The sequence below is a fragment of the Lacinutrix sp. Hel_I_90 genome (genome assembly GCF_000934685.1).
Taxonomy (GTDB): Bacteria; Bacteroidota; Bacteroidia; order Flavobacteriales; family Flavobacteriaceae; genus Lacinutrix.
On record NZ_JYNQ01000002.1, the window covers coordinates 1 to 21,783 of the forward strand.

Annotated in this window: 22 protein-coding genes; 4 read left to right on the plus strand and 18 right to left on the minus strand. The window is 32.6% G+C overall.

The genetic code is table 11. The annotated features are described in order from the left end of the window. Positions 1–36: 36 nt before the first annotated feature. From GQ46_RS16870 to GQ46_RS16915, 11 genes are all read right to left on the minus strand, one after another. Positions 37–795, minus strand: a complete 759-nt coding sequence (locus tag GQ46_RS16870) for a type II secretion system protein GspD (RefSeq protein WP_156133326.1) — start codon at positions 793–795, stop codon at positions 37–39. A gap of 763 nt (positions 796–1,558) precedes the next feature. Beyond that, entirely contained in the window at positions 1,559–1,768 is a 210-nt protein-coding gene (locus GQ46_RS16875) for a hypothetical protein (protein WP_044405449.1), read from the minus strand. Positions 1,769–2,096: 328 nt separating this feature from the next. After that, positions 2,097–3,350, minus strand: a complete 1,254-nt coding sequence (locus GQ46_RS16880) for a GspE/PulE family protein (RefSeq protein WP_369793462.1) — start codon at positions 3,348–3,350, stop codon at positions 2,097–2,099. Next, entirely contained in the window at positions 3,344–3,835 is a 492-nt protein-coding gene (locus tag GQ46_RS18165) for a prepilin peptidase (protein ID WP_197077318.1), read from the minus strand. Before GQ46_RS18165 ends, GQ46_RS16880 begins: the two co-directional genes overlap by 7 nt. Before the next feature lie 4 nt (positions 3,836–3,839). Beyond that, positions 3,840–4,256 carry a type IV pilin protein gene (locus GQ46_RS16890; RefSeq protein ID WP_044397254.1) on the minus strand — a complete coding sequence of 139 codons (417 nt, stop codon included), beginning with the start codon at positions 4,254–4,256 and terminating at the stop codon, positions 3,840–3,842. 81 nt (positions 4,257–4,337) lie between these two features. Further along, entirely contained in the window at positions 4,338–4,688 is a 351-nt protein-coding gene (locus GQ46_RS18015) for a type II secretion system F family protein (protein WP_052503537.1), read from the minus strand. A 71-nt stretch (positions 4,689–4,759) separates the two neighbouring features. After that, a complete protein-coding gene (locus GQ46_RS18020) occupies positions 4,760–5,458 on the minus strand; it encodes a type II secretion system F family protein (protein ID WP_052503538.1) in 699 nt (232 codons plus the stop codon). Continuing rightward, positions 5,448–5,942: a type II secretion system protein J gene (locus GQ46_RS16900; protein ID WP_044397250.1), complete on the minus strand. Its 495-nt coding sequence runs from the start codon at positions 5,940–5,942 to the stop codon at positions 5,448–5,450. Before GQ46_RS16900 ends, GQ46_RS18020 begins: the two co-directional genes overlap by 11 nt. Then, positions 5,926–6,285: a hypothetical protein gene (locus GQ46_RS16905; RefSeq protein ID WP_044397248.1), complete on the minus strand. Its 360-nt coding sequence runs from the start codon at positions 6,283–6,285 to the stop codon at positions 5,926–5,928. The genes GQ46_RS16900 and GQ46_RS16905 overlap by 17 nt, the downstream gene beginning before the upstream one ends. After that, a complete protein-coding gene (locus tag GQ46_RS16910; protein ID WP_044397246.1) occupies positions 6,263–7,489 on the minus strand; it encodes a hypothetical protein in 1,227 nt (408 codons plus the stop codon). The genes GQ46_RS16905 and GQ46_RS16910 overlap by 23 nt, the downstream gene beginning before the upstream one ends. Further along, positions 7,476–8,189, minus strand: coding sequence for a toxin-antitoxin system YwqK family antitoxin (locus GQ46_RS16915; RefSeq protein WP_044397244.1), 714 nt, complete (start codon positions 8,187–8,189; stop codon positions 7,476–7,478). Before GQ46_RS16915 ends, GQ46_RS16910 begins: the two co-directional genes overlap by 14 nt. A gap of 168 nt (positions 8,190–8,357) precedes the next feature. Between GQ46_RS16915 and GQ46_RS17315 the strand changes: the two genes are divergently transcribed. From GQ46_RS17315 to GQ46_RS16935, 4 genes are all read left to right on the plus strand, one after another. Next, positions 8,358–9,515, plus strand: a complete 1,158-nt coding sequence (locus GQ46_RS17315; protein ID WP_255350655.1) for an RHS repeat domain-containing protein — start codon at positions 8,358–8,360, stop codon at positions 9,513–9,515. A gap of 64 nt (positions 9,516–9,579) precedes the next feature. Beyond that, on the plus strand, positions 9,580–9,972 hold the full coding sequence (locus tag GQ46_RS16925; RefSeq protein WP_156133059.1) for a hypothetical protein: 393 nt from the start codon (positions 9,580–9,582) through the stop codon (positions 9,970–9,972). A 2-nt stretch (positions 9,973–9,974) separates the two neighbouring features. Continuing rightward, entirely contained in the window at positions 9,975–10,451 is a 477-nt protein-coding gene (locus GQ46_RS16930) for a hypothetical protein (protein WP_044397237.1), read from the plus strand. A 168-nt stretch (positions 10,452–10,619) separates the two neighbouring features. Beyond that, the gene (locus tag GQ46_RS16935; protein WP_044397239.1) at positions 10,620–11,669 is read left to right on the plus strand and encodes a tyrosine-type recombinase/integrase; all 1,050 of its coding nucleotides are present in this window, start codon (positions 10,620–10,622) and stop codon (positions 11,667–11,669) included. Positions 11,670–11,959: 290 nt separating this feature from the next. Here GQ46_RS16935 and GQ46_RS16940 read toward each other — a convergent pair whose 3' ends face one another. From GQ46_RS16940 to GQ46_RS17920, 7 genes are all read right to left on the minus strand, one after another. Continuing rightward, positions 11,960–12,532 carry a hypothetical protein gene (locus GQ46_RS16940; protein ID WP_044405455.1) on the minus strand — a complete coding sequence of 191 codons (573 nt, stop codon included), beginning with the start codon at positions 12,530–12,532 and terminating at the stop codon, positions 11,960–11,962. Beyond that, complete coding sequence (locus GQ46_RS16945; protein ID WP_156133328.1) at positions 12,529–13,131, minus strand: hypothetical protein; 603 nt, start codon at positions 13,129–13,131, stop codon at positions 12,529–12,531. The genes GQ46_RS16940 and GQ46_RS16945 overlap by 4 nt, the downstream gene beginning before the upstream one ends. Then, positions 13,085–19,375, minus strand: coding sequence for an RHS repeat-associated core domain-containing protein (locus tag GQ46_RS16950; RefSeq protein WP_156133330.1), 6,291 nt, complete (start codon positions 19,373–19,375; stop codon positions 13,085–13,087). The genes GQ46_RS16945 and GQ46_RS16950 overlap by 47 nt, the downstream gene beginning before the upstream one ends. 14 nt (positions 19,376–19,389) lie before the next feature. Next, entirely contained in the window at positions 19,390–19,767 is a 378-nt protein-coding gene (locus tag GQ46_RS16955; RefSeq protein WP_044405464.1) for a hypothetical protein, read from the minus strand. A gap of 202 nt (positions 19,768–19,969) precedes the next feature. Further along, positions 19,970–20,419: a hypothetical protein gene (locus GQ46_RS16960; protein WP_197077384.1), complete on the minus strand. Its 450-nt coding sequence runs from the start codon at positions 20,417–20,419 to the stop codon at positions 19,970–19,972. Continuing rightward, positions 20,343–20,597 carry a hypothetical protein gene (locus tag GQ46_RS16965; RefSeq protein ID WP_044405470.1) on the minus strand — a complete coding sequence of 85 codons (255 nt, stop codon included), beginning with the start codon at positions 20,595–20,597 and terminating at the stop codon, positions 20,343–20,345. The genes GQ46_RS16960 and GQ46_RS16965 overlap by 77 nt, the downstream gene beginning before the upstream one ends. Positions 20,598–20,763: 166 nt before the next feature. After that, the coding region (locus GQ46_RS17920; RefSeq protein ID WP_044405473.1) for a hypothetical protein at positions 20,764–21,783 on the minus strand (1,020 nt) is incomplete at its 5' end.

Sequence of the window (21,783 nt, forward strand, 5' to 3'; positions counted from 1 at the left end):
AAACTACTAATCATCAATACGTGACTGTTGGTTTAATCAAAATATGTAATTTTGATTTCGATTTCTTTTAGACCGACCACTAAAGAACCATTTCAAGACTGGAATTCTAGATAAAAAGGGCACACCAGTTCCCGAGTTTTCTCTTGTGAGTTCATCTAAACCGCCAAGAAGTGTCATTTCGTTATTTTTAACTCGTATTTCAGAATCGAAAGATTGCGTCGCTTTTCCTGGAGGTGCGTTCTCTCCTGCCCTACCTAGGAATGAGTTTTTTTCAACCCTTAATTTTAAAGTAATTTGCTCATCTTTTGAAACAAAAGGCTTAATTGTTACGCTTAGATTGGCTTCTGTTGGCTTCCAAGTTCCAGACTGTGTTATTGTAGGGTTCAATCCTGAATTAAAAATATTATTTCTGTTCAAAATAATAACTGGTTTTCTCCTATGGTTAAACGTTGCTTCATGACCACTTAAAGTTGCTATTTTAGGAGTAGATTCCAGTTTTACTATTGAATTATTTTCTAAATACTGTAAACTCGCATAAAACTGCTCTGTAACTTTTCCTAAATTAAAAATACCAAAACCATTAAAGATATCTATTAAGTTTTTGACAGACTTCGCATTCAAATTGACATCACCAGTAGGAAATAAAATACCAGAGGTTACTCTATCTTTTCCATCAGGATCTAAACCTGCTTTTAATCCTGTTTGAATGTCATGAGATTTATTATACTGAACAATAAAAACTTCCAATTGTACCATTGGGACTACGATATCAATTTGATAAATATAGAGTCGCAATTCTTCAATTTTGGGCTTGGACCCAGAAACAATTAAACCATTTAATTCTGGAAATTCTTTAACTTCGAGATCTTTTTTAATTCTGCAGGAATAGAGTTCATCACACTTTTCAATAGTTCTATTCTCTAATTGAATTAATTCTGTCTCACGCAGCCCCTCTTCACTTCTTTTCCCTATAAAATAAAACCCAGAATCGTCTTGATTGTAAGTATACTCTTTACCTCGAAAAGCAATATTAAAAGATCATTAAAACTAATTTCGCTAGCCACTAATGTTTTTTTATATCGTCTGGTAAGGAATACATGTAATAGTTTAGCTTCAACTGCTCTGCTGCTTCCATTAAAAGGTCGGTAACTTCTGCTTCTTTAGCATTAATATTTAGAAACCCAGAGTTTGAAGTGGTTACTTCATAAAACCCTTCTCCTTCAGATTGCCCTGTATTATTTTGTGTTCCTTTTCTTCTTCTGTTGATATATTCGAATTAGTGACAACAGTTTTATCTCTTTTGGTGTTTCGTCTTTTTCAATAAAATAAGAACCATTTTCATTTTTAGTGACTTTAAACCGTTGGATTGCCCAATCATGTTTAAAATATCATCAAATGGCCTATTTTGAAAGTACCCTGTGACTTTAATACCTTTAACAGCAGGTGAAATAATAATATTTTTTCCAGATTCCTTGGTTATTTTTTCTGCTACTCCTGGTAAAGAATCATTTTTTTAAATTTACAGACAAAAATTGATTTGCTTTGTTGTATTTAACGTCTATAAGTTTTCTACGCGCTTTTCTATGACTTTTTCTTTTTCCTTTTGCTTCTTAAAAACAATAAATTGATTTACAAATTCAACTTCAATATTGTGCTGCTTAATTAAGAAAGTCAAAACCTCCTTTACAGGAACGTCAAAATAATTACTCTCTACTATTGTGTTTAAACTTGGGTCAACATCGACATTCAACTTATGTTCTAACGCCAACGAACTTATAAAGGTGTATAAATTAAGACCTGTGACTTCAGATTCTACTTTCTCGTTAAGTCCAGGCTGCTCTTAGACAGTACTCAAATTTTTGCTCTATCTCATTTAATGTCAGTTGTTGTCCCTGACATAATAAGCAAAAACAACATTAATACTATAACTGTTTTTTCATATTATCCGTTTATCAATATCGCATATACTTCTTCTAATGAGGTCTCCCCACTAGCAAATAGCTTAAATGCTTTATCTGATAGTTTTTCTATATTTTCTATTCTATTTTGCTCTAAGTTTTGAGCATCTGTTTTTATTCTATTGGCTAACTCTTGATTTACAGGGATAACTTCGTAAATACTCGACGTCCCTTATAACCTGTGTAATAACATGCTTCACACCCCTTAGCTTTATAATGCGCTTTAATTTTGTGAGGCGGATTGAAATTTCTTGGGAGTTCTTTTTCATCAAAATCATGCACTTCTTTGCAAGACACACATAATTTTCTTAATAAACGCTGTGCCACCGAAACGTTTAATGTTTCAGCAATTAGAAAAGCAGGTACACCCATATCTACTAACCTAGAAATGGTTCCTAAAGCCGAGTTTGTGTGTATGGTAGACAAAACCAAATGTCCAGTTAAGGATGCTCTAATCGCCATTTTAGCTGTTTCTGCATCTCTTATTTCACCCAGCATAATAATGTCTGGATCCTGTCTTAAAAAGGAACGTAAAGCACTCGTGAATGTTAGCCCAATATCTTCTTTAAGCTGCACTTGATTAATGCCTTTAAGTGTATATTCTATAGGGTCTTCAACGGTTACAATATTGCTTCTAATTTTATTTAAAAGCTTTAAAGTTGCATACAGTGTGGTTGTTTTTCCCGATCCTGTTGGCCCACTTATTAATACTATACCGTTAGTGTTTTTAACCCCTTCAAGATAAATTTCTTTTTCTTCAGCTTCAAAACCAAGTTGATCCAAATCTATGTTTGAAGCATCTTTTCCTAAAATACGCATCACTATTTTTTCGCCATGCAATGTTGGTAAAATAGACACACGAATATCAAAATCGCTATAATTTATTCTACCGTCTTGAGGTAAGCGTTTTTCGGTAATATCAAGATTTGCTTTAATCTTAACTTTATTAACGAGTTCTAAATAATTTTCTTTTGGGATTCTGTATTTCTCAATAAGTAAACCATCGATTCTTAAACGTACTCTCGCTTCTTCCTCATAAACCTCAAAATGAATATCACTACTAGACATTCCTTTTGCTTCAAAAATGAGATTTTCTAGAAAATCTTCGTTATTTAAATTTACTGTTTTGTCTTCTGTTTTATATTCGTTTTTACGATAATATACCGATAATGCTTTCGAAATCCTCTGTTCTGAAATCGGCATTAATTTTATAGAATACCCAAGAATCATCTCTAATTCTTCAAGACTATCGTTAGTATTAGAATCTGCAGTATATAAAATTAACTCATTATTAGAAATAGCACTGGGAATCACTCTATAGTGCTGAGCAACTTCAGCATTTATTAGTTGCTGTATCTCTACGCTAATATGGATGTCATCGCTATTTACCATAAAATGTTGTGGGTATAAAACAACTCTGTAGTAGTGGCTTTGTTTAACAGAATAAAGACTAATAAATAGAGAGAGAGGTAGCCTGCTAAAGGCACGTGTAACTCTTTCCTTTTATTAAAAAGCAAATGGCATAGTGCAGAAAACAACATGCCTGTAATAAAGAATAGAATATAAGTGGTTGAATAAAACAAAGGGATTATCGCTATAAAAAAGATAATGTCACCTAAGCCTATTGCACTATTTATTGGATTGATTATTTTTTTAGACTTTATTGAAAAATAGATAAAAAGACCTAGCAAGACTAAAAACAAAAAGCTTGAGGTTATGAATAACTCGTTAAAATTTTGCTTTAAATATATAAAACGGCTAAGACCTACAACAAACAAGGCTAAAGGTAAAACATAGTGAATAGCCCTATGCTTTACATCCTGAACAAGGATTAAAAGTAGGATAACAATAAGTATTATGGTAGTAGTTAGGAGCAAAAATTTAATCTTTGACGGTTTCTAAGAGAATTTTTCTATGGTCAATTTCCCAAGTATTGTAATTACCATCATCATCAAAATCTTTAACCGAAACTGCTCTGGCTTTAAATGTATTAACAGATGCGTCTATAATTTCAATCTTGTAAACGCCTTGCCCTCCCTGATCTATTGTTAATTCTTGTTCAAAGCCTATTTCTTCAAAACTTGAAGAATATTTAGAAAACCTGAAGTTATAGCTTTTTTCTAATCCATATAAATGATTGAGCATTTTTTGAGCTTCTATACTTCTGGCTTGTGCCACAACTGACGTTTGATTAGGCAATACCATCATTAATAATATACCTATTATAGCTAGTACTATTAAGATCTCTGTTAAAGAGTAGGCCTCTAAATATTCCTTTCTATTTATTTTCTTATTCATATCATTGAATATTAATGGTTTCGATGTCTTTAGCAGGTAATAATTCGCGAAAATATCACTTTTTTTATTCTTACACGTCTCTTAGCCTATAATTTTACTTAAATCAAACATTGGTGAATACATAGCCACCATTATCACACCAACAATTAAACCGATAATAATTATTATTAAAGGTTCGAGCACGACACCTATCATCTTCGTTTGATGTTCTATTTCTTCATTGTATTGCTCTGAGAGTCTTTCAAACATGTCATCGAGCTTGTTTATTTGTTCTGCCACTTTAATCATGGAAACAAACTTATAATCATAAATGCGATATTTAGACAAACTTTCTCCCAAAGCACTTCCTTTTAAAATATCACTTTTTACTGCCTCAAGACTGGTTTCGATAGGAAAGAAATCAATCATCTTATGCGTTAAATCTAATGACATGACTAAAGGCGTTTTTGCTGATAACAGCAAACTAAGCGATTGGCATAACCGTGATAAATAGATTTTTTTGATTAAGGCTCCAAAGAAAGGAATCCGTAAAACCATTTTAGACGTAAAATGCCTATACCATTCTTTTTCTTACTTAAGTGATGAAACGCAATAATCGCAAGAACACTAAAAATAAAAACACCAGAAAGGGTTGAAAAGTTGTGAGAAAGATTGATTATTTTTTGAGTTAGTGGTGGTAGTTCCGCTCCAAACTGTTTAAAAACAGATGAGAACATAGGCACGACATTATTCATCATAAAATACAAGACCCCAAAAGTCACTGCCAGTACAAAAGCAGGATACGTAAACACAGAAATGAGTTGCCTTTTCATTTTTATCTTACGATCAAAATACTTTTGTAATTCTATAAGTACTTTGTCTAATTTTCTGGTCTCTTCTCCTATTTTTACACTAAAATACTCATAAGCAGAGAATTTTTTACTCTGCTTCATAGCTTCGTGTAAAGACTTACCCTGCACTACTTCTTGTTTAATCGTGGTAATTAGTGCGCGATCTGTTTTGCTCTTATATTGTTCTGTAATAATTTCCAGCGCTTGCTTAAAGTCTATTCCAGACTGTATGAGTAACGCCAGTTCTTTATAGAAGCGTTCTTTTTTCTTATCTGAAAATCCAGACACAAAACGCACGTCTCGGTCTAGAAAACTCGTTTTCTTAGTTTTAGACACGCCCTTTTTAGTGTATGTCGCTAAATCAATTCCCATGCTTAAAAAATCGCTTATTTATTTGGTTTGCAACACCAACATCTTTAAAATAAACCGCTTTAAGATCTTGTTCTAAAAAATTATAAGTGAGCGTGACTTGTTTTATACCTCTCTCTAATAGTTGATTTTCCTTTTTAAAATCAAAGGCTTTTATCGCTACTGAAAAGGTGTCAATACTGGTTAGTGACCCTCTAATCAATCTATTTTTAGTATACGTGTATTTTAAACTATCCCCTTTTGATATGAGTAACAACACATTATTCGAAAACTGGATATCGTTTGCATTGTGCAAGTCTCGTTTTAAAGCGGTATCTAATTGATTGTAATTATTAATCTCCTCTGTTAAATGACTATACGCATACAACTGCTTAGACAATAAGGTAAATATAGTGTACACCATCACTATTATAATACTCATAATCGCTAGACTCATTACCACCTCTAGGATAGTAAAGGCTTTTATTTTTTTAGTTGTTGGTTTCAAATGGTTTTACTTTAACTAAATATTTAAAGGTTTCTTTTTTGTTTTTGGTTTCTACACGAAAAGCCACTTCTTTTAAAAACACACTGTAGTCATTAACCGTTTTATCAATTTTAAATGATTTATAATCATAGACTTCATCTTCAAAAGCCTGTTGTTCTATAGTTTCTAAATGTAGCTGCGTGACTTTTTGCATCGCTTTATAGTAACTCACTTCGTAATCAGAGTCCAAGAGCTTCACATAAACCATCGTTGCTATAAAAACGCAGATGGAAATAATGGCAATCGCCATGACAGATTCTATAAGCGAACTGGCCTGTAATTTATAATTCTTTAATAAGTTCATATACTCTTGTATTATTAGCAAATAGTGGCAAACCAACAAAGGCACTTGGTAACTCTTTTTTATTTATACTACCATTAACCAAATAATTCTCATAAGTACCCCCATCTGTTTTTAAATAAAACCGATCGGTATACACCGTACCCGTTACTTTGCCTTTAAGTTGGGTTTTCCCATAGCAATACACATCACCTACCACTTCTGCATCTTTTTCTATCGTTATCAAGCGCTTTAAAGACCCCTCGTAGGTATTCCCTGTTAAAACCACACCGCCTGCGATTTTACTGTGTTCATCTATAAATATTTCAATACTTTTGTCTTCATTGTCATTATTTAGATAAATACTAGAAGGGTATTGTAAATGTACCCGCTTTTCTAAATGGACTCGTGCTTTAGCAAACACTTGAACACTACCATTAAAACCAGAGCTAAACGTGACTTTTGGCGCTTTAATAAGCACGTCTTTTAATTTTGCTGTTTCTTTTATCACCAGTGAATCTTTAGACTGAATGATAAAATTTCCAGATAATGTTACCTCACTTAAATGGGTGATCCCATCAACAATAACAGTTATCGTAGGCTCATAAAAACTATTGTACAGTGGTTTATTTACAATTTCTTCGTAGTACAGTTCTCTTTCGCTCATTGTAAACCGAGCATCTGCTTTCCATTCTAATCTAGGTAACCTATCGCTAGAGTGTCCTATTTTCCCTTCTATTAACTTACCTCCCGTAAAGTTCTGGTGGCTTAAATAGGCTTGTTCCACACCATAACTAGAAATTTTAACATCGCCCACTACACGTGTTTTACCTCCTATTTTTAAAGGGGCATTGTATTCTGTTAAATACAACGCTAAGTCTTTTTCTGTTGTTTTACTCCCAATAAGGCCTGTTTTATAAAGCGTGTCGTTTTTAAAATAGGTTTTGGCTTTTACGAGATCATAGAACCCCCATTTTGATAGTGTGTAATTCGTGGTTAGTCGATTATCGTCACTAATAATACTTCCTTTAGAAGTATTTGTTGTCGTATTTAACAGGTCTATAAATTTTAGAAAACTAGAGTTGCTGTAGTTTACTAACTCGTTTTCTAAAAAAAACTGTTGTTTTAATCGGTATTGGTAATTAAAAATAAGAATAAGACTCCCACACAGTAGCGAGACCACTAAACATATAAAAATAGCATACAATAATGAACTAGCCTTTAGCATTAGTATTCTCTTTCTTACTAAACAAACGTTTTAGAAACGGCTCTTTTTTTGGTTGCTGGGTCTTTTCTTTTTTAACAGTTTTCTTTTTATTTTGTGTTAAAGGCTTTGGTGTCTTTTCTTTTAGCTCACCCTTTTCTTCCGTTTCTTTTTTCTTAAACAGACGTTTAAAAAACGACGGTTTTTCATCTATAGTAATAGAGTCTTTTACAACCTGTTTCCCTTTTTTATATCGAAGCGTATCCTTTGCAATATAATCGATCCATTTTCCGTTTTTAATATCGTTTTTATAACGCCCTCGTGTTACCACATTCCCATCATCACCATACAATTCAAATTTGCCATTCAATTTCCCATTACTATAGTGCTCTACTGTTTTTAATTGACCGTTTTTAAACCAGCTTTTCCATGTTTTGGTTTTTAGACCATGATTAAAGACGCCTTTCTCTGCTAGTTGATTGGTAATGTAATATTGTATGTACTCACCATGTAACAAATCGCCACTATACCCACCTTTAGATTGTTGAATATTATTAGACTTATACCAATAATACGTTCTACTAGTATTTGTATGCGTGGGCTCTTTAGTGACCATAAAGTCTTCTTTAAAGGTTGTGGTTTGTATCTTTTTTTGGTGCAGGGATTCTTTACTTGCACCACAGGATACTACCAGTAAAATAATAAGTAGGAGTTTTATTTTCATTCGTTTAGCTTCTAAAGCTGCGAAATTACACAATTTATTTTTCTAACAGAATAACTAGGTCTATTTCTATATTATTTTATGCATCAAAAAAGTGCGTTTTTAGCATAAAGTGGTTATTATTTACTATTTTTATAAGGTATAAGTTCTTTTATTTATTGATTTCAAGACATATTAGATTACTATCCTTTTGGGATGCTATTACCTAATAGACATAAAAGTAGCTCTAGCTATCGCTATGGCTTCCAGGGGCAGGAGAAAGATGATGAGCTTAAAGGGGAAGGGAATTCTATGAATTTCACTTTTAGGATGTATGACCCTAGAATTGGTAGATTTTTTACTGTTGACCCTTTAGCGAAACAATATCCTTTTTATTCACCTTATCAATTTAGTGGTAACAATGTTATATCTCACAAAGAGCTTGAAGGCGGAGAAGAATTAATTGCGATTACACCAAAGGAAGAAGGGGCTTCTTTTTTCTCTACAGTAAACGGTGAAGCGATTTCAGTAGGTGTAGTGACAAAAGGATTAGAAATCATTGGAGAAAAAGCAACTGCTTTTTCTTATTCTTTTGCATACAAAGAATTAGGTAAAGGAAAATTAAAAGGAACAAACGGTAAGATATATACTGTTAATGAGTTAATAGTTAGAGATGTAACGTTGATAGATGGAACTGTTGTTGAGGATATTACCATGGCAGCTAGAAATTTAGGAAATCAGCACTTCAATACTAAACAGATAAATCAAGTAGAAGCATTTAGAAGTAGGTCTCTTAAACATCTTGGTAGTGTTTTAGAGAAAGTTGGAGATGGTTGGGATGTAGTTTCATTAGTCAGTGAGACAGCTAACAATGATGGTCAAGTAGATGCAAATTCTCTATTAGGAACAGGTATAACAACATATATAGCCTCTTCTGGTGGTTTCTTACCAGCTTTAGCGGCAGGGTTAGTTATTGACTTACTAGGAAATGAAGCTCAAAAAATGATAGATGACATAAAAGAAGCTAGAAGAGATTATGTACTAAATGTATCTAGAAACAATCCTGTTTCATCTTTACAGAATGTTGTAGGAAATGGTGTTATTAAAGATAATTTTGAAGTTATAAGTTTACCAACGTCTTTATTAGGTGATTTTTTAACTGGACAAATTAAAACTAAAGAAGAGTTAGATAATGCTATTTGGAGTGATGAAAACGCAATGTTACAAAGAGATAGTGCTATTTTAATTGAATACTCTGATGATGGAGAAAGTATTCGTGTGCATAGAGCATACCTCAATACGGAAAACCGTGTTGAATCAAGTCCAAAAACTAAATCAGATAAAAAATAAATTTGTGTATTATTTTATAACAATATTAATAATTGGTGTAATTATATTTTTTCTCAATCAAAAATTGAAATCAGATAGTTCTTCTTTATTGCAAGGAAAAAAATTGGCAATAGAAAGAATAAAAAATAATGGAACAATTATTGAGTTAGATGCAGAGAATTGTGAAGTAATAAAAAATGATACTATATTAAAGCATAATTATTATGAGTCCTCTGAAACATATGGATTGAAATTTTTGAAGATAGCCAAGTATAATGTTAAAGATAAATATCAGATACAATCATTATTGGTTTGTAGATATATTAATTCAAAAGGTCTTGAACAAAAATTTGTGAAACAAATTCCTATGGATAGCACAATTTTAAGGATTAAAATAAATATGCAAAAAAAAGTAAAAATTCACATTAATGCTTTGAATAATAACTACTATATCGATTTAAATTTTTTAAATAATTAAATATGAAATATTTCCTTTTTTTTATTGTCTTTTCTTTTTTCACAAATGAAAATGAGTGCGAGATTGATTTTAATTCAGTTGGAATAAATGACTATGATTTAAACATTTCTTGTTCTGACTTAAAAAATATTATACCAGAATTAAAAAAAGATTCTAATAGTAAATTAGATGATGATATATCCATTTATTCTTATATTATAAATCAAAAGATACTCAATATAAACAGAAAAGTTGAATACTATTTTGCTTTTAAAGAAGATAAACTACAGGCTTATGTTTTTAATGTTTATTCCGGAAGAGATATAAAATATTATAAATTTTTTGTTAAAAAAGCTAGGGAAAATAACGCTTTTATATCCGAAAAAGGAACATCTTTTTTGGAAACAAAAAACAATTGCGAAAAATTTTTAAGAATAAAATCTAATCCTAATCAAATAATAATCTTTGGAGGCATTAGTAAAATAGGGAGTTATTGGTAATGCCCAGCTTGCGCTCGTCTGTGACGAGTGCCATGTCGAGTAAGAAAGAAATTAGACAAAAAGCTTTTACAGGAATGTAAAGGCTTTTCGTTTTAAAAAATCTCTCACCCTCAACAACAATTTACAATTATATAAAATAGTTACATTTACAGTCAGATAAAAGAACCCATGAAAAAGCCAGAACCTGTAATTCCCTTATTCAAAAAATTCATTCGTGAAACGGAAACAGGGAAGCGTCTTAAAAAAAATGGAGAGCGTATAAAGAAAGGCAGTATAGAGAATTACAAATACACACTTAACAATCTTACAAAATTCTCGATAGAGGCTGGTTTTGAATTGCGCATTTGTGACGCTTCTAAGCTTAACAAACGGGAGTTAACATCGGAGAAAAACTACTGGAAAAAGTTTTATAAAAAATTCACAGAATATCTTTATAAAAATGGCTGTTATGACAACTATGTTGGCGCAAACATCAAAACCATTCGCACCTTTTTCAATTATCTAAAACACGATAAAGATATTAATACAGGTGACTTCCAACGGTTGTTTTATGTCCGCAATGAACAGGTAGAAATTTTCGTGTTGTCTCCAGAACAGTTAAAATTTTTAATACACGACACTATTTTTGAGGAGTCTTTAACCCCAACTCTGAAACGCATCAAAGATATTTTTGTCTTTGGTTGTACTACAGGACTGCGGTATTCAGATATTTTCAATCTCACCAACAAAAACTTCGAGTTACAAGAAGGTGATTGGTATTTAAAAATAAAATCTCAAAAAACAAAAACGTATAGTTTTATTAAATTACCAGATTATGCTGTATCCATTTATAAAAAATATGAGCCTAAAAGCGCCAAAACAGCGGTATTTAAAAACATCACCTTGTTTAATTTTAATAAGAACTTAAAACTATTAGGCGAGAAAGCAGATTTTACTACTCCTGTTGCGATCTCTCGAGAAAAGCAAGGCAAAGCCTCGCAAGTTAATAAAAGTGCTGTAAAAATTACGCAAACACGTTTTTGTGATAAGATGAGTTCTCACATGATGCGGCGTACTGCTATTACTACTTTGTTAATTTTAGGAATGCCAGAGCATTTAGTTCGTAAAATTAGTGGGCATAGTCATGCCAGTAACTCCTTTAACCGTTATGTCCATTATGCACAAGTCTATGTGGATAAGGAGATTGAAAAGGTACATGAGAAATTGAATACTTATTAATTCTCTTAGTTTACAAGCTATTCTGCATTTTTCAGCTATTAATAATGAGAATAATCTTTTTTTCTTTGGTCAGTTCGGTTTTTGGGTAAATTTACAATGTGTTTAAAAATTAGACACGCTTCACAGAAGCGCGCCAATCTAAACATATGTCTTACGAGCGGGTTGAAAAGGTACATGAGAAGTTAAACAACTACTAATTTTATTATAAAATAATAGAAGCCTTCTTTTTTTATATAGTATTATAGGAGTTCATTACAAATCCCATCTAACGGAGATTAGAAATCTATTCGCTAAATAGCTTTATTGTAAATATTTTCACCAAATTTTATATAGTATTTACCACTTCTTTTATCAAATATTTGTTTTAAATCTTGATTGTTATTAATTTTAATGTTCTCAAAATTATTAGTGGTCAGATTTAATATGTATGAAGAATTTTTTGATTTTGAGACGTGAACTATAATTTTATCTTCTAAAAAAAATATTTGATTTTTATGATCTATCTTCTCTTTCAAAAACACTTCCTTTATAACCTGTCCATTATCTGATACTTGAATGACTTTTGTGCTGTTATGGTTATTACATATAATAACTAGTCTATCATTGTAAAAATATATATTTAAAATGTTTGCATTAAATGTTTTTTTCCATTTCTCTTTTCCATTAATCTTGTCTAAGCCAACCAGGTTGTTATTATACTTTACTACAAATAGACTATTTAAATTATAAATTTTAGAATTAAAAAATGTACCGTTACTAGTCTTTTTAAGAGGTATTTTTTTTTGCCACTCTTTCTTGTTATAAAAGCAAAAAATATTTAATGAATCATTTTTAAGATATGAAAAAACATTTCTTTTTTTCAAGGGGAGTGAGAGGCTATTATAGTCAGCATTTTCTGTTGAAAATATTGATTTTTCATGAAAAATATAGTTTTTAAAATTAAAAACACACCCCCTTTAAGGTCCTTAGTATAGTATGTGGTTCTATCAACTACATTAAATTCAAAAGGTGTATACTTATCTATACCTTCAAATAACTGCTTCTTTTCAAATTTCGCATTTTTATCCCTTATATTATTAACATATATAGTCTCTGACGAAGTGTTTTTTAATAAGTAAAACATTCCATTATCTAAAGAATATCTCAAACCAACATATTCATCTATAGGACTTTCTAGTATCTTCAATAATTTCTTGTCATCTAAATCAATAAAATAGAAAAGTATTCTTTTTTCAATACTTTCATTTTGAATTATAGATGATAAAATCAATATTCCATCCTCTATTGAGGTGTTTTTTAATAATACTAAATCATCATTATAAAATTCATATTTCTTTAAATCTAATATTGACTCAAAAAATGTCTCAGAAGATTTTGGATTACATCCAGAAAGAAATAATAACGATAGAACTAATTTAACCTTTAGGTTTTTCTGAAGGTTTTTCTTTAATGTTTTTTTCATAATATTCATTGACTTGTTTGTTAGCTCTTTTTACGTCGCTAAGCTGGTCTTCATTCAAGCTAGTATTGTTTTTTGTTTGATGTTTATCTGGGTATAACATAAACATTGGTATGTTATATCTTCCTACCGAACCAAATTCATCGTCTGAGCTTAGCAAGCTTACTCCAAAAAGCGAAAAGTCAGGAAAAAAATGTTTAGATATAGCTATATTACCCATAAGACCTGATTTAGTAGCTAAGCTATTTGCAAAAGACAAAGCACTTTTGTCTGCATTTTGATAAACATCTAAAGCTACTACGGTTTGCTCGTGCCAAACAAAATTTGAATCCCATTTATACCAATCATCTACTACTTCTTTTTCAAATAAAATGTCATTAAATTTTTCAGTTGCATATTTTGCAATACCTAAATTCAAACTTTTCATTAATTTTCCTAATCCAGGAGTAAATGCTCCAGTCGCTATACTATTATCCGACTCTAGTTCCCATGTGTCAGCAAGTTCGTCGACTAAATAAGCAGCACCTTTAGCCCATTGTGATTTAAATCCTTTTTTGTCAACTTCTCTTTGAACCCATTTATAATAATCTCTAACAATACCAAAGCTATAATTGTCAGTTGTAGGAGTTTCCACATATGTATAACCAATTGAGGTTGCTGTCATTCCTTTTGAAACAAATAGTTCAGATGATTCATTTTGAGTAATAAATTTCATAGCATTTTTCCATCTATGAGTTTCATTAACTCTATCTTGAGTTAGCCAAACCCCATTATTCCCATCTAAATCATCAACTGTTATTTTTGCATCACCTGTATGTAAAACATAAGCTTCGAAACTAGAGTATTCTTCTAATCCTTCCAGTTCTCTATGGCTAATAACTTTATTTCCACTAAAACTATATGGCGTATAATGAGGATAAGTAGCGGCTAACGGATCCACCGCAAAAAATCTTCCAACTCTTGGGTCGTGCATTCTAAAGGTATAGTTTAGACTATTCCCTTCACCTTTAAGCTCATCATCTTTCTCCTGTCCCTGGAAGCCATACCTATAACTAGAACTGCTTTTATGTCTATTAGGTAATAGCATCCCAAAAGGATAGTAATCATTGTACGCAATAACGTCTGGTGAAAATTGGTTTAAATTAACGATATCGTTACTGTTCGTCACATCAATAATAGTAACATTATCTACGTAAAAAGGGAGTGCTTCTCCAGAGTACCCACTTTCTCGTAGTCTTAGGTTTAGTCTATATGTATTGGTTTGCGTTGGTGTGAATGTGGTACTTATTGTTCCAGATTGCGTAACATATTCACTGTATAGTTTGCTGTTACCTTTCCATATTCCAAATTCTAACTGTGGTGTGAATTCAGATTTATCAATATAAACACTAACATTATATGTTTTATTAGCTTCTAAATCGTAATATCCGTTCGCGCCATTTAAATGCGCGCCAGTGACTACTTTTAATCGACCGTTTTCTACTGTCGCACTTTGAGTATTCTCACTAGCGGCCCAAGGTGTTTGGCTACTGGTAAACGTTGTCGTATACACTGGTGTACTTAACGCTCCACTTCTATTAAACAACTTTCTATCTGTGACTACACTTAATACATTACCCAAATGGTTAGATAACTCATAACGTTTATCTCCTATAAGGTTTGCATAATCTGCAAAATCTATTTGCCCTAATGGTTGCCCATACAGGTTATCTATAGCATCAATATAATCTGGTATACCATCGCCATCGGTATCTGTTCCTTGTGGGTTACCAGCAGAGGCTGTATCCTCTTCGTAGGTATAGAACCCGTCTTCATCATCGTCTGTATCTAAATAGTTTAGTATGCCATCTCCATCTAAATCGGCACGCGCACCTATGGTTGTGGTAACACCATAGTAGGTAATTAAATCTTGTGCTTCCTGATACGTGATTACGGTATCGTTATCATCATCTGGATCTAAATAGTTTGCTATACCATCTTCATCTGTATCTTCATTAATCGCATTGCCTATACCGGCAACATCAAAATCTTCATCTTTGGTTAATACAGAATCGCCATCATCGTCATCGTTTAAGAAATTTACGGCGGTTGAAGGGAACGTATTAACTATCGTATAATTTACTATTCCAGAATCAGTAGTTGTTTCTAATGCGTTATGTAAACCATTAGCACCAAAAACAGATGCATTTGTAAAATCTATAGCGCCATCATTGTTAGCGTCTACTACATTACCTGTATTTAATACACCCGATTCGTAAATATCATCGATGCCATCATCATCACTATCTAAATCCAGACTGTTTATAACCCCATCATTATCGGTATCTGTGTCAATACCTCCTGCATTCTCTACGGTATCTAAAATACCATCGTTATCATCGTCTAAATCAATGTTATCTGTTATCCCATCGTTATCTGAGTCTGGGTAAACTATAGGATCTCCACAAGCCCCATCTATCCACATCGCAGTATTCGATAAAGTCATGTTAAAGTTTATATCACCTGCTTCTTCTGTGGCCACCGTGCCTGAACCAGTATCAAATAAGTATGATCTTTGAGTGGCAACACCAGTGAAGTCTGTAGTCGAATAATTATAATAACACATGGTGTAATTAATACGAGCATCTGCACCAATGGTATTCGTGTTTAATGTTAAGATATTATCTAAACTTGGCGTGGTAGATGTCGTTGTTATTAACCCCCCATTACTCAAGCTAAAGACAACATCGTTAACCGATAAGACTGCAGTATTAGCTGTTATGCTAGTACTGTTTACTAAACTCGCTTGAAAATCAATATCCAACTGTGGTGTTGAAAAGCCTTGATTTGAGCTATAGATTACTTCTTGGTAATTAACAAAAGGAATCCCGTCTGGTCCAATAATGTTTGAAGTTTCATATCGCTTTAGTTTTATGTAAGGATAAAATAATGCACCTTCTTTTTTCACGTATAAATACATGATGTTTTGACCTCTACGCATTGGTCTACTTCTTATTATTGAGATTAGATAGTCTCCATCTGGAAGGGTATTCGTAATATTTATAGACGTTTCAATACTATAATTACCCGCTCTTAATAAATTAAAAATTCTATCATCATTCCAATACGTAATATTATTCCCTGAGAAATCCAATGCAAAACCTGAAACATCAGAGCGTTGCATAGCCTGTGTATTTATTTTAGCTAATGCACTCTCATCTATTAATCGAGGCACAATAAAGCTATTAAGTATGGGCTCTATATCGTTACTCAGTTTTTGACTTAAAGCATTATATGAAATTGATGCTATTAGATCTTCTGTACTCGTTAGCGTATCTCGGTAAGCAGAAATCTTATTAGTGATAGCCAGTATTAATTCCTCACTCCCTTGTTCTGGATAAGAAGTCTTTATCTTTTTAGCAATGATCTGTTCTAGTTCTTTTAATTGCTCTTTTTTAGACGTCTTTTTGTTTGTCTTTTTATCCCATATGCTATTAAATGCAATAGCCAGTTCTGATGCTAACTCACTAGCAACAAGATCATTTTGTGACACCCCATCTACATCTTCAAATGGCAATCTAAATTTTGTTGCTTTCGTTTCTTTTAATATGATTTCTTTTTGATCACTAGAGGCTAACAATTCATTGCTTTCTTGTAGACCTAATCTTGAGCTACCATAAATATGATGTTCTTTTAAGAACATTTTTTCTTTAGCCTTTTTACCCCCTTTAATTTCCTTTTCGTAAATGGCCATGACATTGCCTTGTGCATCACGATTATAAAAAGTAGGTGTTTGCTTTTTAATACGTCCTTTTTTATTAAAGTCGATCACGTTTTTACCAATTCGGTTACCTAAACCATCGTATTGGAAGACAATTTCTTGACGCTTAATATCATAAGGCTTATTGACCGCTCTCTTAATCACTTTTCTTACTTTCCCATCTACGCGCCATTCAATAATTAAACCTTCTGTTTTATCTTGAGTTAGCTGACCTATGGCATCATAAACGTAGTTATGTGTAGCTTCATTATTAGGATTAAAGGTAATACCTAGCTCTTCTTGTAGCACGAGTAATTGATCATCTAAATCTGAAGATACTTGTACTCGCAATGGATCACTAACAGCCGTTAACTGGTTGTTTACAATATTACCATTAGCATCTTTGTTATATAAGTATTCAAAGTTATCAATAGCAACAGTACTCCCCTCTCTTAGTGCATGTCTTGTTAAACCTGTTAAGTTTCCGTTTCTGTCGTAATTGTAAGTTGCAGAATAGGCATTGTCTTTTTGAAATTCAATTATATTCTTATCATTAACCGCCATACTACTAGCGTTCATAGATTTAATTCGGTTAAGTTGATCGTAAAAATATTGCGCATTTTGTGTAAAGGTGCGAGAATTGTTCGGCGTGATTCCATCGACACTCAAATGTCTCATGCTTGAGACCATTTGTTTAATGTTACCATTATACAAGTTGGTTGTGCTAGACTCTAAGCTACTCTTGGTAAAAATATTGGCATCGGCTCCAGGAATTCTTGACGTATAATCATTATCAAAATACTGTAATGAAAACCCATAGGCATCTCTTGCTACCGTTTCATTTGCACTCCCTAATACACCATCTTGACTGTAATCGTTTTCTGAAAGTACGGCTTCAGAATTAACAGATTTTAGCCAACCTTGAATGGTATAGATATAGTCTAATCCCTGAACTTGCTTGTTACCCAAATTCATTCTTGCCAATGGTCCATGCTCATAATATTCATAAGTAGCATCATTCTCCCAAATAGCAGCATCAGTAGAAGTTTCAATACTCACAATTCTATTATCTGCATCGTAAGTATAACGATGCATAAACTGATCCTTCTTACCTTTTTGATAGACGACACGATTCACGTTTCCGCTAATTAAATCGTATTCATATTGTAATCGCTTATATTCCTGATCACTGTTTTGAATGGCCATCTCATTATTTTGAACCACCAATTCTTTTACATTCCCATGTACATCATAATTATAGAATAATGCATTATTGAAACTATTAAGATCAATCGTACTGGTGACCACTTTATCAAAGTATAAAACTGAAGTGACTCTGTTTCTAGAATTGTATCCCTGATAGGCTGTTTCAAATAATAAAGAGGCATCACTAGTTCCTGTTCCTAACAGTAAAGGATTATCATACGTTGTATAGGTAACCTCTCTACGTTCTACAAAATTAGCATTAGAAAAATCCTGTTGTACAACGCCTGCTTTCAACAACTTACCATTATTATCTATGGTATATTGCTCTGTAACAAAAGTATCTATTTCTCCAGCCTCTGTTATTCGTCCTATTGCATCATAATTAGTATAACTAAATCTTAAACGCGCAATAGGTCTTGGCCCACTAATTACCGGGCTATATGCCTGTTCTTGCTTTGCGTTTTGCGAAGCTATAATTCTACCTAAATCATCATAAGCAAATTTTGTAATCCCGCCGTCTGGAGTTTTTTGCCAAACGAGCTGGTTTAGAGAATTATATTTATACTGTGTTGGCATTCTATGCACTGGTAACTGCGCAGGAACTGCCGTATTTGGATTTGCATCTCTAGTAATATCAATAGCATTGGAAAGTACTTCTTTCTCTTCTATTGTTAAACCATTCCCTAATCTATCAACGCCCTCTGGCGCTACGGTTTGTATTAAATTGCCCGCCTGATCGTAATAATATAGTGTGTATTGGTATTCTTTATCTGGATATTCCATAGAAAAATGCTCTACGGCATTTTCCATTGCTGCATTAATATACGCCGTCTCAAATTGATTTCTCAATTGGTCTAAGTACGTTATGTAGCTATCACGAATGTATGTTTCTATCAACGCTTGAGCGACACCATCGCAAAGGTCTACCGAGGGAACGTCTAAATAGAAACCAAACGGATTTGGTATACAAACCTTTAAACTACCGTCTTGATTTATAACTTGTGAATCTATATAATCACTCCAGGTTTGAGTGGCAATACCATTTTCATCGATATTTCCAGTATAGCCATCTATTAAAAGATGCATTTCATTGGCAAGAGTATCTAAATTATCATAGCCATAATTTACGGTAGTATTACCAAATTCACCAATGCTTAAAAATAAGGGGTGGTCAACACTGTCTACTCCTTTTTCTGTAATATAGTAAATGTAAGCGTCTGTTATGTAAGCAAAATTAGCATTACAGAAATAATCTTCATTAAATAATGGTAATAACTCATAATTTGCAATGGTAGTAGACACTTGCACTTCTACATTTATAGGATTTGATTGCCTTGATTGTCGGTTTCTGCTCCATCAAAGTAAGTTGGTTGGAAATTCATGAATTGCATATAGGCCTCATACTTTTCGTTACAACTTAAAGGGGCTACTTGTTGCACAACACAATCTTCACAATCTTCTTCAAGGAAACGTTGTGAATTAGTGCTGTTTTTAGCAAAGGCGCTTTGCTTTGATTTTTGTCTCGCTTTGTGATTACTACTGGTAACCACTTTTTTAGCAACAATAGAATTGTCTGCAAATGCTGGTGGCGTATTGTTTTTTGTTAAAGAAGTAAGACCTCTTGCTTTATTCGAGGTTGCTGAACCTTCAACACCTGCCATATATACTAAAAGTGAATATTGAGCATCTTCCAACACACCAAGCTCATTGGTATGAACCGCATTGTGATTTAAATGTGCAATGTTACCAAAATAATCATAACCTGGACCAAAATCGTAAATATCTGCGGTGATTTTTAATTTTGTACTAAAATTAATTAAGACTCCTTCATCAAAATTATAAGGAATGCTATCATTCCATTTTGGATTTATAGAGTTACAACTAGAGGATGGAGATTCACCCAGTGATGTTAATATAACCAGACGGTAAGTTTACTCCTGACCAAATATCTGTTTTTGTTGTCGTCATGGTGATAGAATTATCAGAAGACTGCAAGGAGTTAAAATTAAAATCAAAGGCCTTATTTACAGCATTAAAGTCATAATTAATATAATCCATTTGGTAATTTGCTGAATAAAAACCACTTTGAGATAGCATATCACTAGGCGGACAAATAACAAATCCAAAAGCATCATTATCAAAACTTGTGGTGACAATTAATCCATTAGCAGTTGTATACTCTACTCCATTAATAGTTAATTTTGCACTGCTATAATCACTTGACTCTGAATAATCACTTGAATTAATATAGAAGTCAAAATCGAACACTTCACCTACAGCAAAATTTAACGCTAGGCACTTTAAAGGTAACATCATCATATAAGATAACATTATTTGTGCCTGCATTAGATACTTGCTTTCTTAGAGACACTTCTGGGTACATATACTTAACTGGTCCAGGTACCTCATCATCACAATCTTGTATTTGTTGATAAGCACCATCTAAGAATGAGGTTAAATCTGATTTAAAATCAAAATCTGTATTAAATTTAATATAATCAGAAGTTGCTATTGAATTATTCATTTGATAATCAATTACAGGTCTATCAAAAAGAGTCGCCAAATTAGTATTTGTAAAGGCATCTGCTGTGTTGTTAGTCTGTTCAAAAATAATAAAGAACGGTTTTATATTTTGTCAAGAATAGCCTCTTGAAAAAGTATCTTATTAAGACTTACGTTATACTGGCTCACTAAATAGAAAACGTTTTTAAACTTTCACCATCATAATCTTTGTTTAATATATCTTGGTTTATAACATCAAAATGCATAACCATACGTTGAATTTTGAAGTTGTAAAATTGTTGATAATCGCCAACATGTATTTCACTACCGGCATCAACAGGAAGTGTCGCTCCTGAAGAATTTGTTGACTGAGGTAGAGCATCACTCATGAGTTGATTATTTGCTCTTAGTCTTACGCCTCCACCAGAAATGGCATCGTATCCAGTAAAATATAGGTCCTCTAGATTATTATTTACAAAATCTACGATGGCGTTACCAATATTCTCTCTATCAAAACCATTCGTTATATTGTTAGCTCCCATACCAGGAACGATACTTGCAAAAGCGATGTGTTCAGGAACACATGGTACTGTATCATTTTCACACTCTTTAATCTTAATACCATCAATACAAATGGCTCCTCTTTCACTTATTGAATTATTAATATCTGAATAAGCTATGAAGCTAAAATCTGAAACTATATTTTCTGTTGGCGTATATTCAAACTCTACACGTTGCCAATCGTTTGATGTTGTGTTAGAATATCCTAATAATGGAGATAAAAATTGCTGTCCATTAGACAATTGTAACTTAATTCCCAATTCTCCAACAGGATTGCCTTGTGAAGGACCAGAGTGTTGTCTACCAAGATTGGCCATATAAAACGAAATTTTATATGTTTTCCCAGTTTCTAAATTGTAATTTGAAGATTTTATTCCGTCTGAAAACTGTAAATACCCTTGATTATATGCCATACTAATGAAAACGCCACCATCAGGAGACGCCTTATGATCTGGCAAAACGTAGCTAGAGCCAGTTCCTGTACACTCATTGAAGAAATTTGCCGGATAGTTAGTTTTTGGCAACCAAAAATCTACGTGATTATTAGTATTAACCCATTCTGTTTGAGAAATCCATGTGAAATTTGAATTACCTGTTAAACATGGTAATGCATTCGTTTCAGAATGAGTATCTATATAAGTTTGTAA

Coding starts and splice junctions, on each gene's coding strand:
- GQ46_RS16905 (WP_044397248.1), bottom strand. CDS start 6,285: ATGAACTTATTAAAGAATTATAAATTACAGGCCAGTTCGCTTATAGAA.
- GQ46_RS16965 (WP_044405470.1), bottom strand. CDS start 20,597: ATGAATAATTCAATAGCAACTTCTGATTATATTAAATTTAATACAGAT.
- GQ46_RS16945 (WP_156133328.1), bottom strand. CDS start 13,131: ATGAAAAAAACATTAAAGAAAAACCTTCAGAAAAACCTAAAGGTTAAA.
- GQ46_RS18020 (WP_052503538.1), bottom strand. CDS start 5,458: ATGGGAATTGATTTAGCGACATACACTAAAAAGGGCGTGTCTAAAACT.
- GQ46_RS18015 (WP_052503537.1), bottom strand. CDS start 4,688: ATGTCATTAGATTTAACGCATAAGATGATTGATTTCTTTCCTATCGAA.
- GQ46_RS16960 (WP_197077384.1), bottom strand. CDS start 20,419: ATGCAGGCACAAATAATGTTATCTTATATGATGATGTTACCTTTAAAG.
- GQ46_RS16890 (WP_044397254.1), bottom strand. CDS start 4,256: ATGAATAAGAAAATAAATAGAAAGGAATATTTAGAGGCCTACTCTTTA.
- GQ46_RS16935 (WP_044397239.1), top strand. CDS start 10,620: ATGAAAAAGCCAGAACCTGTAATTCCCTTATTCAAAAAATTCATTCGT.
- GQ46_RS16880 (WP_369793462.1), bottom strand. CDS start 3,350: ATGGTAAATAGCGATGACATCCATATTAGCGTAGAGATACAGCAACTA.
- GQ46_RS16910 (WP_044397246.1), bottom strand. CDS start 7,489: ATGCTAAAGGCTAGTTCATTATTGTATGCTATTTTTATATGTTTAGTG.
- GQ46_RS16930 (WP_044397237.1), top strand. CDS start 9,975: ATGAAATATTTCCTTTTTTTTATTGTCTTTTCTTTTTTCACAAATGAA.
- GQ46_RS16915 (WP_044397244.1), bottom strand. CDS start 8,189: ATGAAAATAAAACTCCTACTTATTATTTTACTGGTAGTATCCTGTGGT.